The organism is Bradyrhizobium sp. UFLA05-153 (assembly GCF_054185185.1).
The window spans coordinates 1-13,316 of sequence record NZ_JBBIAM010000086.1; the positions used below are offsets into that span (position 1 = coordinate 1).

Genomic DNA, 13,316 nt, shown 5'->3' on the forward strand with positions numbered 1-13,316 from the left:
AATGGCTGGCATTCTGAAATACGGTCAGGCTCGACGAATAGACCACGAGGCTCCAGAGCACGAGTGGTGGATTGAGAGATACCGAAGCGAATGAATTGCACGTCAAACCGTAGGGTTTGCCGTCCGGACCCGCGGCGGTAATGATGGTCACGCCCGTGGCATAGCTGCCAAGGGCGTTGCGAAAATCGCGCGGATCGATCGGCGAGCTGTCGCTCGCCAGTTCGTTGGCTGGGTCTGCGGCCGGCGGCTGCTTGGGCAAATCAGTCATCGGCCGGCCTCACAGCGTCAGGTTCTCGGACGGCAGGCCGAGCGCCACGCGGCCATAGTTCGTACCAGCCGCGTCGAAATTGAACGCGAGGTGCGAGTTGATCGCGTGGGCATCGCGGAATTGCCGCTGCAAGACGCCGCTCGTGAACAATCCGCGCGCGCCGCTCGCGGCGAACAGCATCGACACCGCCTCGGTACACAGATTGACCGAGAATGCGCCGTCACGCCTGTACCTGGTCTTGGCTGCCATGCTCGGAACGTGGCCACGCCGCGCATCTTCCATGGCAAGCGCACAGGCAGAGCGCATGATCAAGCGTGCGGCGTCGACCTTCGCCGAGGCATCGGCAATCTTGATCTGGGTGCTTTGGAAATCACTCAGCTTCGCGCGGTTGTAGGTCGATATGCGGTGGCGAACGACCTCGACGTAGTCATCCAGGCATGCCTGCGCGTTTCCGAGCGCAACGCCGGACAGAACGTACGGAAACAATGAAAATACCGGAAGCGCATAGAGCGGATTGGGATTGACCGCGCTTCCGGGTGTCGGACCTCCCGCCAGATTGCCGACGGCGACCGTCATGTAGTCGGGAACAAAGGCATCCCTAACTTCCACGTCGCTCGAACCGGTGCCGCGCAGTCCCGCTGCGTTCCAGGTGTCGAGGATCTTGTAGTCCTTTCTGGAAAGCAAGAAGATGCGATATTCGATGCCGTCGGCCTCGTCATCGGAGTAGACCACGCTTGCAAGCATGTTCCATTCGCAGGACGCTACACCCGACGAGAACGGCCAGCTTCCGTGCAGTCGATAACCGCCATCGGTTTTCCGGGCACGACCGGCGGGGAAAATGAACGACGAGGCGATCAGAGTATTGGCATCGTGGCCCCAGACCAAAGTCTGGGCCTTCTCTTCGAACATGCCAAGCATCCAATGGTGGCTCGCCAGGTTGGCAAAATTCCAGGCCACTGAAGCGTCCGCCTGCCCCAGCAGGTCGGCACAATCGATCAGCGCGCCGTAATCGAGCTCCGCCCCTCCGAAGCGCTTGGGCTGAAGAATCCTGAACAGGCCTGCGTCATGAAGGTCCTGCTCGGTTTCGGGCGGAAGGCGCCGAAGCTCCTCCGTCCGCGCTGCGCGCTGTCGCAATTGAGGAACGAGCGCCCTGGCGCGCGCGATCATCGCGGCATAGGCATGCTCAGCGGTCTCCGCCTCCGGCTGGGCCGCACCTGAAATGGGATTGCCGGCCACCATTCGTGTCCCTCGTTTCGCCACTGTTATGCGGCCGAAAGCCCGCCAGATCAAGACGATGCAATGTCAGCGGCCGGATTCAGCCTTGTACCCGGGCTGCTCGAAAGGATGAGACGTCGCAAAGGCCGGCAGCGCGAAACAGCGATCCGCGAGCCGGGCCACGGTCGGATAAGGCGCCATATCCCATTTGAGGAAATGGGCCCCCACAACCTGCCCCGCGATGCAGATATCGGCTATCCCGGGCGTGGCGCCTAGGACGAACGGAGCCGGCGCTCGCCTGGCGAGGAGCCGCTCATAGGTCGCCAGCCCCTCGCGCGCCCAATGCTCGGCCCATCCTGTGATTGCGATACCATCTGCCCCGAATGCCTTTGCCAAATGATTACGCACGCGCGGCGTCACCAGCGGATGGACGTCCGCAACCGTCACCAGAGCCAGCGACCGCGCATACGCGCGATCGGCCGGATCCGTCGGCAACAACCCCGGCTCGGGACTGACTTCGTCGAGATATTCGATGATCGCAAGCGACTGAAACACCCGGTATCCGTCGTGCACCAAAGTCGGCACGACGCGCTCCGCGTTCACGGCATCATAGTCAGGCGTGAACTGCTCGCCGGACATGATGTCGATGGGAATTTCCTTGAACGGGAGCCCCTTGAGCTTCAACGCCACCCGCACGCGAAACGACGCAATCGATCGCCAGAAACCGTATAGTTGGATGTCCATCGTCACTCCCCTCCATTCGCCGACGCTCCCGACGCGAGACGACGTTCCGGGTTGGTTACCCCAATCGCCGGCCGGCTCCAAAGGCGCCGTTCTCCGCAAGCTCGCCGAGCCGTCGCTCGTCATAACCAAGCGTCTCGCGCAGGACGTCCCTGGTGTGCTCACCCAACAGCGGCGCCGCGACGGGCTCAATTGCGGGCGTGAGATTCATGGACACCGGAGATTCGATGTTGGGCACCCAGCCTGCCGTGGGGTGCGGGATCCGGTTCAGCCGTTGCCGTTCTCGCGCCTCTGGCGCATTGAAGCCTTCCTCGACGGTGCGAAGATAGCCAACCGGGATATTGGCCTGCTTCATCTTCGTCATCCAGTTCTCGAGGCGATCGCCGGCAAACACCTCGGCAATGGCGGCGCGCAGCTTCTCCTTGTTCTCGGAGCGCGCTTTCCGCGTCGCAAAGCGAGGATCGGTGATGAGGTCAGGTCGATCAAGCACCTCAACGACCAGCCGCCGGTAAAGCCTGTCATTGCCGCACGCCATATAGAGCGGTCCGTCAGACGCCTCATAGACTCCGACCGTGGGAGAACCACTCGGCGAGTTGCCGAACCGCCCGGGATTCTGGCCGTTGATCAGATAGGCCATGCCATAGAAGCCAGTCATGGCCATCGCAATATCAAACAACGCGACTTCAACGTGCTGCCCTCGGCCCAGCCTCTCCCGGGCCAGCAGCGCAAGAAGGATGGCATTCCCGGCCGCCAACCCTGTCGCCATGTCGACGATCGGCGGACCAGTCCGGACTGGCGGTCCATCGGGGAAGCCGTTCAGCGACATGAAGCCGCTCTCGGCCTGGGTGATGGGATCAAAGCCGGGCCGAGAGGCAAACGGCCCGGTCCGGCCATAGGCAGAGATCGAGCAGTAAACCAGCCGCGGATTGATCGGCGCGACCGATTCATAATCCAAGCCGAACTTCTTCATGACGCCGCCCGAGAAATTCTCGACGACCACGTCGGCCTTGCGGATCAGCTCGCGCGCCACCTCGCACGCGGTCGGCACTGCGAGATCCAGCGCGATGCCACGCTTGTTGCGATTGAGGCTGAGAAAGGCGGCGCTCTCGCCTCCGATCTCGGCGTGCTCATAGGCCCGCGTATCGTCGCCGCCGTCGGGATTTTCGATCTTGATGATATTTGCGCCGAAATCGCCGAGCATTTGCGTGCAGGCCGGTCCTGCGACCACACGCGTGAAATCGATGACCAGCAGTCCGTCAAGTGCCGTAGGCCCGTTCCCGGCGCGCGGTGGACGCTCCGGCAGTTGCGGGTGATCATTCATGCTGGCTTGCTCCCTACATCGGCTTGTGGCCGCCGAATACCGACTTTAAAGCCCGCGGCACGACGCAGCGCAAGTCCCCCGCCCGCGTCCGATCAGCAGTGGTATCGCAGATCGCCGGCACAACGGGCCGATCGAAACGCAAAAGCGGCCCGGCAGCGTGATGCTGCCGGGCCGCTTCCATGCAACGGACGGTGGTCCATCGTCCCTTAAAGGCGAGGCCGTGCTTTGTTTTTGCGTGGTGCATTCCGCTTCACGGAAGCTCACCCACCTAAACTCCGGTTCAGCCGTTTTCGCCAGTAGAGCGTGTTCCTCCATCCCCAGGGCACCTCCGGCTCATAGAGCCGGTAGCCAGTCCTGATGAAGTTGTTCGCCGATATCCTGTTGTCGGTCGTGTCCGACACGATGCTCTCCCAACCGATTCGCCGGGCCTGCATCTCGACCGCCCGCATCAGTCTGCGTTGCAGCCCGCGCCCTTGATGCTCCTGCAAGACTCCCACACGGCAAAGATATCCGCTGTTGGGGGCATGCGTGGACGGCACGACGCCCGCAAAAGCGACGGCCTTGGCTCCGCTATGAACAAGCCACCAGGATCCCGATCCGAACTGTGGAACGGCTGCGGTGCCGAAGAAGGTCCATTGATGAAGATCGCGGAGGATCTCGGCGACCTCGTCGTCGTCGCTGTCGACAGCCCGAATACGGTACACGGGTTCGCCCTCTGAAAAGCAAGACGGATCTTCGGGCGCGATGTCACTGCCCTTGCTCACTTACTCAGCACGACCTTGACGCCCAGCCAGAGCGCGCCGATCAGGCCGGTCGCGATCACGGTGATGACCGCCTTGAAGGTGTAGCTCTGAGCCTGTTCCACGCTCTTTCTCCACCGACGAAGGTGCTGGAAGTCCGCCCTCAATTCCTTGCGATCGTCATCTTCGATGCCGAGCGATGCCAGGATCGAGGCGACAGCCTTCGAGACGATCGCGTCGATACTTTCGTGCTGAAGCCTCTGCTGCTCGGCCAGCGTTTCCACAACGATGGCCCTGATCTCGTCGTCCCGAATGCTCACCGCTTGATGATCCTTGCGACGTTCTCGAACCCACGCTTGGCGAAATAAAATGAGACCACGAGATTTGCTGTCACCGAGGCAAAGCCTGCCAGCGCATCTGTCCGTCCAAGACCCAGGACTTTGTCCCAGACCAGAAGTTTGATGGCGGTTCTGGTGTGGCTACGCGCCACAGACCGAATTTCGGTGAGAGTTCTCGCCCTGGAAGTCCTCTTGGCGACAGGCGGGCGGACGGCGTCGCTCTCGTGCTCGCACTCCGGATCCTCATTCATGAAACTGTCTCCCACAAAACGATCGCGAGCAGGCCGGCAAGCGCGAGCGAGATCAGATAGGCTGTCATTGGCTGCTCCTAAAAGAAAATGCGCGGCAGATCGCGAGAAGCGCGAATCATTTCGGGCGCGAACCCTATCCCCGATCCGGGGACCGCGGCGGCTCTGGCTCATAGCCGCGCCGCGGGCCGGCACGTTCGCGCGTGCACGGCCAATAATAGTTCAGACGACGGCGCGCTGATCGGCGCTCAGTGAACGCGTTTCAACGAGGGCGAGGCCGCGATGCGCCGCCGCCGTCCGATCCCGGAATTGGAATAAAAAAAACCCGCGGCGGATTTCTCCGCGCGGGTTAATGCGAACTCTTTGGATGATGCCACTTTAGTGGTGATTTGCCCGACGTGTCAAGCCATTTCTGATTTTCCTATCCGGCTCGAATGCCCGCCTTAGCCTTCCAAACCGACATTCGCAGAGCTGTGGCAGTTTGCCTCCAAACTGCGACGCCAGGTCGTTCGATGTCGCAGACTGACTTTTGGTCAATGGGAATATCGAAAGCACGGCTGTCACGGACCGCTCAACACCTTCGTGCAGCGCTCAACTGCCTTTGGACCATCAGGATCGGACGGGGCCAATTCGGAGAATTTCTGGTAATCGGCCAATGCGCGTTGCAGATCGTTCTTTTGTTCCCATGCAAAGCCGCGGTTATAAAACGCTATTGCCTGGTTCGGCACAAGCCGGATCACCTGGTCGAAATCCTCGATGGCGCGGTCGTATTGACCTTTAGCATTATAGGCGATGCCGCGGTTGTTGAGCGCCTCAGCGTGGTTTGGATTAAGCCGGATCGCCTGGTTGAAATCCTCGATGGCGCGGTCGAATTGGCCTTTGGCGCTATAGGAGGTGCCGCGGTTATTGAACGCATTTACGTAGTTCGGATCGAGCCGGATCGCCTGGTCGTAATCCTCGATGGCGCGGTCGTATTGACCCTTGGCCTTGTGGGCGATGCCGCGGTTGTAGAACGGATCTGCGCGGTTCGGATCAAGCCGGATCGTCTGGTTGAAGTCCTCGATGGCACGGTCGTGTTGGCCTTCAGCGTCATAGGCGGTACCGCGGTTGTAGAACGCAAATGCGTCGTTCGGTTTGAGCCGGATCGCCTGGTTGTAATCCTCGATGGCGCGGTCGTATTGGCCCTTGTTGGAATAGGTGTTGCCGCGGTTGCTGAACGCATGTGCGTAGTTCGGATTGAGCCGGATCGATTGGTTGTATTCCTCGATGGCGCGGTCGTATTGGCCTTTGGCAAAATAGGCGTTGCCGCGGTTGAAGAACGCCAATGCGTAGTCCGGATCAAGCAGGATCGCTTGGCTGCAATCCGCAAAGGCTTTGTCGCTTTCCCTCTTTCCGTTCCACTCGGAGCAACGATTGTTGAAGAGCGCAGCAAGCTGACGGCCGCTATATCGACCGGAGTCAATGCCACGTGTGCACGCGGCTATTGCCTCGTCGCCAGATGCCTTTCCACACGTATTGACGTCGTCGTCCGCCGAGGGCGCCGCCACCAACCAGACTATCGATGCGAAGGCCAGAGCCGCCAGCGCGCCCCGCAGAATTAACTTCATATGAGTGATCTTGGACAGAACGAAAACTGGGCGTACCGGCTCGGTTCGTTCGAACCTGTCGGAGAATCCCAGCATTTTGCATGGCCGGCTATCTGTAGTCGCTTCACCTAATGACGCGGTTCAAATCCGGATGCTGGAAGGGGGCACAAATGGAAGCGGATGTTCGGCTCCCAATCACCGGCAACAGAAGGACCGCGCCTGGGAGGCTCGTATCAAAGCAAAAACCCGCAGCGGATTTCTCCGCCGCGGGTTGATGCGAACTCTTTCGATGATGCCACTTTACTGGTGATTTGCCCGACGCGTCAAGTTGTTTTCGGTTTTTCCTATCTGATCCGAATGGCCGCTCTACGTTTCCAAACCGACATTCCCCGAAATATGCCGGTTTGTCTCTTAAGGGCCACGAGCGGAGGACAGCACAGGTGCCCGTGCTCTTCCAACGCGATTGTTGTGCCGCACAAGGCGCTTGCTCGGGGCGTATCCGTGGCCCGCAACGCCGGCCTGCACAACTTTTCGGCGAGCAGACCGCTAGCCAGGTTGCAGAATACAAGCTACGAATTGCGCGTGGTTATTTTGACCAATGGACGGCCTGTCCGTCCCGGAAAGGCATCATCATGAAATTTTCTTCAAGTGCTGTCGCTCCCTCGATCCTCGCTATGTTCGCAACTGTCTTCCTGTATGGCCCGGCATCGTCGCAAGGCTCGGCCACCAGCACGCTACCCGGTGTCACGGTCAATGCGCCGGAGCAGGCGGCCAGGCCCCATCATCTGCAACGGGGGTCGTCAAACACGGGGACATCCCGCAGGACAACCGGCACCTCAACCGCTCAAACGCCAGTGTTCGCGCCGAATTCAACATTGGGGAGGCTTGCCAAGCTGGAGAGAGAGGCCCGCAGCTGCAACGGTGGTTGCGAAACAAGTTTCAGGGTCGGCAACGCCCCCTGGGTTGGATGTAGCCTTGCTGGCCAGGGAGGAATGGATGGTAGCATGTTCTCGCCAACGTGCACGGACACGCTCAGCTACAACACTTACGCGCAGTGCGTAGAGACCAAGGCTTTCCTTGGAGCGCAACCCAGAGAATCTCGGTGGATTTGCACCAGCCTGCTGGCCGGGGGCAAGTTGCCCGGCGAAAAGCAATTCGCCGAGCATTCGGGCCGCCGCTAGTCCATGCCGCCCACCCACCGCACAAGAGACACAAGACAGCATGGCTCGAAACCATCGAGCCATGCGGAATGTCCGCTTCGAGTTAAAAAGGCGAAAAACTCGTGTGAGCCAATCTAGTCGGCTCCGCCCCCGAAAGCGGACGTCAGCGGGACGTGTCAGATTTGCGACGCTGGGCCAGGAGCGAACATTCAGGCTGAGGCGTGTGCCACCGCTAACCTACTTCTTCGCCTGTTCAATCTTGACGGTGCTGCTCGGACCGATACTCGTCGCTTGAAGAACCACCTCGCCGTCCTTTGCCATCGCGTAGTGGGAGATTTTCGCCGGTTCAATCAAGAACGAGCCGGGTGGGTAGGCCTTGAATTTACTTTCATCCCACTGATCACCGTTCGCGTAATACAAGGTGCCGGACAGAACGATGGCCGTTCGCGTCTCACCATGCCAATGCGGCATGATCTTGAAGCCAGATGGGATTCTCACCCGCTCCGAAAATACTCCCGCCTTTTTCGGATCGCCATATAGGGTAGCGATTCCCACCGCTCCGGCGGGTCCCTCGAAATGAATGTCCTGAGGAAGCGTTGCGACAACCGCATCCTGGGCAAAAGCCGGCGTCGATCCACCGAGGGTGAGAAACGCCGCAGTCGCAAGGCCAATCCATGAAGGAGCCAGGCTTGTGGAGATTGCGTACGCCATCTCTCGATCCTTCCTGGGTCGGCGGTTGGAGCCGGAGGGCACCGGTCTCACCCGCGTGTGCGGGGGCTAAGCTACACGACGGGCCTGACGCAAAATAGGGTCGCCTTCCAGCCGATTTCCGCCTAGGTCAAAAGCGGCGTCTCGGTTTGGTCGCATGTTGATCTGTTCTCCTGTCAACAACGGACATTCGTCTCCAACGGAACGACAGCGCCTCATAGCGGGCATCGAAACGAAAAAAAACCCGCGACGGATTTCTCCGCGCGGGTGATACGAACTCTTTCGATGATGCCATTTTGCCGTTGATTTGCCCGACGGATCAACGATCAAGTCCAGTCATGCAGAACGCGAGACGCGTCGTTCGTGTGCGCAGGGTGATCTTCGTTATTCCATTCGGTCCTACCGCAGAAGCGGACGTATCCAGCGCGAGAGCCATTCTTCGGTGTCGTTCTGCGCGACGCGGGGATCCTCCAATCCCCAGATCGGCGGCAGGATGGAATAGCTCGGCTCGTCAGCGAAGGTGCCGACCGGCCTGCTTGCTTGCGACGACTGTCGATCAGGCGGCATGCTCCAGTTGCCAAAGCGGTCGTTGAACTCCGAAGGCAAGTAAGGGACTGGTGACGTCCCCGATTTGAACGCGTTAGCTGAGTTCGACGCGTTCACGCGCGTGAGACGCCGAACATCTTCGGGAGCGACAGTTCGCGCCGCACCGTCGGCGGGAGCCGCAAGCACGCCCGACACCTGAGCGGGCATCGTACCCGCCGGGGTCTCGGTCCAACTTCCGAAGCGGTCAGCAAAAGAATTGGCGCGAGCCGGTTCTTGTTGCAGCGGTGTGCTCTCGATCAGAGGCGGCCCGAATGGAGATCCGCGAGGATAGCCGCCGCTGGTGTTCCTGTTGGAAGCAGAAGAGCTAGCGTTGAATGCATCATATGGAGCCGTGCCCATAGAGAAAACGCCCCCACTACCGGACCCTGCGTTGCTTGCATTGCTGGCTCCAAACGCTGGAACAGCGGTAGCACTCAAAATACTGGGAATAGCCCACCTTCCCAACAGCAGCGCTAGCTCCGGAGCTACTGCCGCGAGAGCAGCGAGCCCCGCTGCGGTATAGAAACCGTCCGGCGGCGTCCCATCTACCGGATCCCCAGGTTCGAGTATTGGCGAACGTTCGGAGAATGGAAGAGGCGCCCCAGTCGCCGGGTCGAATTTGAGGACCAGAGGATCCTGCGGAGCGGCCGTGCTCGGAGGCAATTGCCCAAACCTTCCCAAGGTTGGATCGGGCACAGGAAATCCGGGCAATCCGTAGGTCTGCGCTGGATTGTGTCGTGTAAATCCTTCTGCTTGGTTCAGCTTATCGAGCGAAGGCGAACTGAAGCCCGGAAGCGGCGCGAAGTCCTCAGCCTTGGGCGGTACCGATCCGGGAGTGGGATAGAGGTACGGATTGCGATCTGCGGCGATAAACTTAGAGTACCAGAGCGTTCCACCCAGGTTCATATTCCCGGCAGTTACATTGATCCCGGGATTCTTTGCAACTGCCTCACTTAGCATCCTCTCCCTCATGGTATTGCCAAGGATCGCCGACCATTGGATCAGATGATCTTGACCGGCAGCGGCTGCCTTCTGTTCGAGATCTCTGACCGCCTGAAGCTGATCTGGCCGTTCTGCGAGATAGCGTTTGTGGTCGGCGAAGACTTTCTTTATTCCATTGTCAACGTCCTCCCGCGTCTTGCCTGCACCGACGTTCGTATGGAGATCGCCATTGGCGAATCCGACCCTCATGGCGTCGATCAGGGTCTTGATCTCTGCAGCGCGAGCGCTCGGGTCCTCCATCTTCTTGATCTCGTCAAGCACCTCCTCAACCGCATCAGTATATGTGGAGACATGCCTGCTGGGATGCCGCGATAGATCCATATCCGCGGCTATCTCTCTATCCGCTGGCAAATAGATTCGATTACCAGGAGAATCAATGTTGAACATCTCGGAGTCCATGCCTCGAAATGCATCATGGCCGGCGAACTCCTGCGGGATAATGTGATGATCAAAAAGTATCGACATACGTTCTTTCCGAAATCGACGTCTCGCCGAGTCGACTTTTTAAAATTTGGAGACGACTTCAAACCAGATCCTCTTCAGGCCCGCGACTTGCAGGCATCCTTCAGTACCTCATCGCATCTGACGGTCATCCGCGATAAGCTATACGGAAGACATGCGCGTCGCCGACCGCGTCTTCCCTGAAGACCAGTTCAGCGCCCCGAAAAATTGTAGAACTTCTCGCCGAAGCGGCGATAGACCTCATCAAGCATTTCGATCTTCAAACACAACTTCGCTTTCATCGAGTTCCTCGAGAACACGAAGGATGTCACGGAATCCGTGCTGCGAAACGCATCATGATTTGCGAAGCGCTGCGCGACAACGGGTTAGTCAAAGAGGATCGACATTTGCTCTTTCCGAAACCACGTCTCTTCCTGTCCAGTCAAAGGTTCGAGACGTCCCTAAAACGGATTCTCTTCAGACCCGCCGACTTGCAGGCATCCTTTAGCACCCCATCACATATGACGGTCGATCCGCGATGGGCCATGCGGAAGACGTGGGCCTCGCCGATCACGTCCCCCTGGAAGACCAGTTCGGCACCTCCGGAAAAGTCGTAGAACTTCTTGCCGAAGTCGAGATACCGATCGTCGTCGCGGATTCCGATCTTCAAGCGCGACCGCGTTTCGTCCAGCGCATCGAGGATACGGACAACTTCGCAGAGCCAATAGCGGGGCCCGTCCCAAACACCATACGGCACGCGCACGTCGCACAGCACAAAGGAAAAAGCATTCGGATCCGCGGCCTCCAACACAACCTTTGTTTGGTCGGAAATCAGCCAAAACCCGGCACATGGCTCCAAATCATAGGGAAGATCTCCGGCCGATTTATTGAACACAAAACGCGGCGGCTCGGCGAAATCGGGAAGGTGCTCCACTCCATAGGGAATGACGCTGTTATCTTCCAACCGGAAACCCGGCTTGCCTCCGACCCGGTAATCAGGACCGACCACATAGAATTTGCGCTTGCGCGCTCTGGGTCGTTTCGCAATCGATTTTGACTTTTCGCCACTCATTCCGGTCTATTCTCTCGGCGTGATGCCTTACCAGCGTGATCGCTATCAGCGTCTAGTCCGTCACACAGAAAAAGACAGGCATTCCGCCAAACCGGTCGGACTTCTTGTATCGGACCGCGAAGCGCTCGCGCTCGTCTCCTCCAAACTTGTCGCCGTCCTTGACTACATTTCCATGCTCGACGAGATAGGCGGCAAGGCCCGCCACCTTGTCAATCATCATTGGAAACGGGAGCTTTGCAGTCTCGAATTCAATCTCGCGTCCGGCGAATGCGGCGAGCCCCATCGTGACCGCGCCGATTCCCGCAGATGAACGAAAAGGGAGGGTGTCGACCCACAGCGTGAAAGGATAGTCGGGAAACGGCGCATAGGACCGGCTGGACATCTCGAGCCACAGCCTGGCAGGCCGTGCAACCTTGCCGCCCCACACCACGCCGCAGCATTCCGGGATAACGGCGATCAGTGCGCCGGTCACCGCGGTGCTGAGACGCGCAGCGGGCAGCGGCTGCGGGCCTTTCCCAAGCACTGACACGATCAGATGGCCTCGATGCCGCGCCGCAATCGTCTTGCCCTCCGACCAAGTCGTGGCAGTACGCTACCATAGGCCCGGATCCTGCGGTATAGGCGCCGCCATCGACATCACCGCGACGAATTCGTTACCGCAGCGAATGAGCGGCGAATTTGCTTGCCGAGCCCCCGCGGGGGTATCATCCGTCACTGCCTCCGCCGGCAATTCGGGATACCGCGTGCGAAGAGCTTTGGCGACGGCCGACATATCCGGAGTTGTCGGATTGTCCAGCAGCACAAAGGCGAGAGCACTCATTCAGCAACCATCTCTTTCGCTCAAGGGCAGAACAGAGGCTACCCTGGAACAAATAGGGAACGCAAGTCAACACGCAGCCTTTGTCTGAGCAAGTTCGCAGGGCGGAATAGTCGGCTCAGAGAGTTGATGCCCATCGGCAATCTTCCGAGAGATTTCGCCCCCGTGATGCGCCATCACGTGTCTCGCGCATCATAACGAAAAAGCCCGCAGCGGATTCTTCCGCGCGGGTTGATGTGCACTCGACGCGTCAAGTCGTTTCGGATTCTTATATGTGCCCCGAATGCCCGCTCTTCCTTTTCAAACCGACATTCCTAGACGCCCCGACGTGTCGAACTTTATCTAAAATGCACCAAATCGAATTTGGCGGAATGAAACTTCTTCACGCCACCATCATCTCCGATGAAGGATCAAGCGTTGCGCGGCGGCCCTCCGCTTGAAGTCCATCGAGGAGGAGATCGATGTACTACGTCGCCGGTGCACTGCTTGGCCTGTCAGGTCTGTTCTATTCCGCGAGCCATAACGAGATCGGCTCGTTTGGTGCCACCGTGTGTACTTACGGAAGCGCCTTCTGCGACAACCCCATATATGTTGTTACAGGCGCAGGTCTCGCGGCCGCGTGGGGCATGTTCGTCAGCATCCGCTAGTTTCGACGCAACAAACGATAATTGCGCCTACCCGGCACTGTGCGGCTTATTCCAGAAGAACTCGCGATTGCCGAGAGCCGCTTCTGCGTACTGATCGATCGCAACTTGAATGGCTTGAACGTGCATAGCGCACCAGCCTTCAAATGGTGCGAGGCGGCGGACTTGAGCCAGCGCCTTCACGAACTCCGAATGTTCGTCGCTATCCGTAAAATATTGCGGGCGCTCTCTCACCATTTTCGTCCTCCCAGCACCCTGCCCTTCACCGGACCCGGCTCAGACTTCCTCAGCGCGTCGCGCTGCGCACAGAGCTGCTCCACCTTGCCTTGCATGCGCTCCAACAGAGTCTCGGCCGAGGCCGTCGAGATGCCGGCGCGTTGAAGCTGCAAGACCTCCTTGCGTTGGCGCCCTATCTGCGCTCGATCTCCGA

The 13,316-nt window shown here is 59.2% G+C and carries 15 protein-coding genes; 1 reads left to right on the forward strand and 14 read right to left on the reverse strand.

The annotated features are described in order from the left end of the window. The 12 genes from Q2941_RS35700 to Q2941_RS35755 all read right to left on the reverse strand — a co-directional run. Nucleotides 1-268, reverse strand: a 268-nt coding sequence (locus Q2941_RS35700; protein ID WP_458195402.1) for a flavin reductase family protein, incomplete at its 3' end; no start/stop codon positions are given. A gap of 9 nt (nucleotides 269-277) precedes the next feature. Beyond that, on the reverse strand, nucleotides 278-1,507 hold the full coding sequence (locus Q2941_RS35705; RefSeq protein ID WP_458195403.1) for an acyl-CoA dehydrogenase family protein: 1,230 nt from the start codon (nucleotides 1,505-1,507) through the stop codon (nucleotides 278-280). Nucleotides 1,508-1,570: 63 nt separating this feature from the next. Continuing rightward, complete coding sequence (gene maiA / locus Q2941_RS35710) at nucleotides 1,571-2,227, reverse strand: maleylacetoacetate isomerase (RefSeq protein ID WP_458195404.1); 657 nt, start codon at nucleotides 2,225-2,227, stop codon at nucleotides 1,571-1,573. A gap of 55 nt (nucleotides 2,228-2,282) precedes the next feature. After that, nucleotides 2,283-3,545, reverse strand: coding sequence for a CaiB/BaiF CoA transferase family protein (locus Q2941_RS35715; protein ID WP_458195405.1), 1,263 nt, complete (start codon nucleotides 3,543-3,545; stop codon nucleotides 2,283-2,285). 260 nt (nucleotides 3,546-3,805) lie between these two features. Further along, on the reverse strand, nucleotides 3,806-4,249 hold the full coding sequence (locus Q2941_RS35720; RefSeq protein WP_458195430.1) for a GNAT family N-acetyltransferase: 444 nt from the start codon (nucleotides 4,247-4,249) through the stop codon (nucleotides 3,806-3,808). Between the two features lie 56 nt (nucleotides 4,250-4,305). Beyond that, complete coding sequence (locus Q2941_RS35725) at nucleotides 4,306-4,605, reverse strand: hypothetical protein (protein WP_027528437.1); 300 nt, start codon at nucleotides 4,603-4,605, stop codon at nucleotides 4,306-4,308. Next, nucleotides 4,602-4,874 carry a hypothetical protein gene (locus Q2941_RS35730; RefSeq protein WP_458195406.1) on the reverse strand — a complete coding sequence of 91 codons (273 nt, stop codon included), beginning with the start codon at nucleotides 4,872-4,874 and terminating at the stop codon, nucleotides 4,602-4,604. The genes Q2941_RS35725 and Q2941_RS35730 overlap by 4 nt, the downstream gene beginning before the upstream one ends. Before the next feature lie 557 nt (nucleotides 4,875-5,431). Next, nucleotides 5,432-6,553, reverse strand: coding sequence for a tetratricopeptide repeat protein (locus Q2941_RS35735; RefSeq protein ID WP_458195407.1), 1,122 nt, complete (start codon nucleotides 6,551-6,553; stop codon nucleotides 5,432-5,434). A 1,301-nt stretch (nucleotides 6,554-7,854) separates the two neighbouring features. Continuing rightward, the gene (locus tag Q2941_RS35740) at nucleotides 7,855-8,328 is read right to left on the reverse strand and encodes a cupin domain-containing protein (protein ID WP_458195408.1); all 474 of its coding nucleotides are present in this window, start codon (nucleotides 8,326-8,328) and stop codon (nucleotides 7,855-7,857) included. 396 nt (nucleotides 8,329-8,724) lie between these two features. After that, nucleotides 8,725-10,377, reverse strand: coding sequence for an AHH domain-containing protein (locus tag Q2941_RS35745; RefSeq protein ID WP_458195409.1), 1,653 nt, complete (start codon nucleotides 10,375-10,377; stop codon nucleotides 8,725-8,727). Nucleotides 10,378-10,795: 418 nt separating this feature from the next. Further along, nucleotides 10,796-11,425 carry an imm11 family protein gene (locus Q2941_RS35750; protein ID WP_458195410.1) on the reverse strand — a complete coding sequence of 210 codons (630 nt, stop codon included), beginning with the start codon at nucleotides 11,423-11,425 and terminating at the stop codon, nucleotides 10,796-10,798. Nucleotides 11,426-11,477: 52 nt separating this feature from the next. Continuing rightward, on the reverse strand, nucleotides 11,478-11,897 hold the full coding sequence (locus tag Q2941_RS35755) for a DUF4261 domain-containing protein (RefSeq protein WP_458195411.1): 420 nt from the start codon (nucleotides 11,895-11,897) through the stop codon (nucleotides 11,478-11,480). Between the two features lie 806 nt (nucleotides 11,898-12,703). Between Q2941_RS35755 and Q2941_RS35760 the strand changes: the two genes are divergently transcribed. Further along, nucleotides 12,704-12,889: a hypothetical protein gene (locus tag Q2941_RS35760; protein ID WP_254111495.1), complete on the forward strand. Its 186-nt coding sequence runs from the start codon at nucleotides 12,704-12,706 to the stop codon at nucleotides 12,887-12,889. 27 nt (nucleotides 12,890-12,916) lie between these two features. On the opposite strand, the gene Q2941_RS35765 is transcribed toward Q2941_RS35760, so the two are convergent. Continuing rightward, on the reverse strand, nucleotides 12,917-13,123 hold the full coding sequence (locus tag Q2941_RS35765; protein WP_254111494.1) for a hypothetical protein: 207 nt from the start codon (nucleotides 13,121-13,123) through the stop codon (nucleotides 12,917-12,919). Further along, complete coding sequence (locus tag Q2941_RS35770; protein ID WP_254111493.1) at nucleotides 13,117-13,275, reverse strand: hypothetical protein; 159 nt, start codon at nucleotides 13,273-13,275, stop codon at nucleotides 13,117-13,119. The genes Q2941_RS35765 and Q2941_RS35770 overlap by 7 nt, the downstream gene beginning before the upstream one ends. Nucleotides 13,276-13,316: the final 41 nt, after the last annotated feature.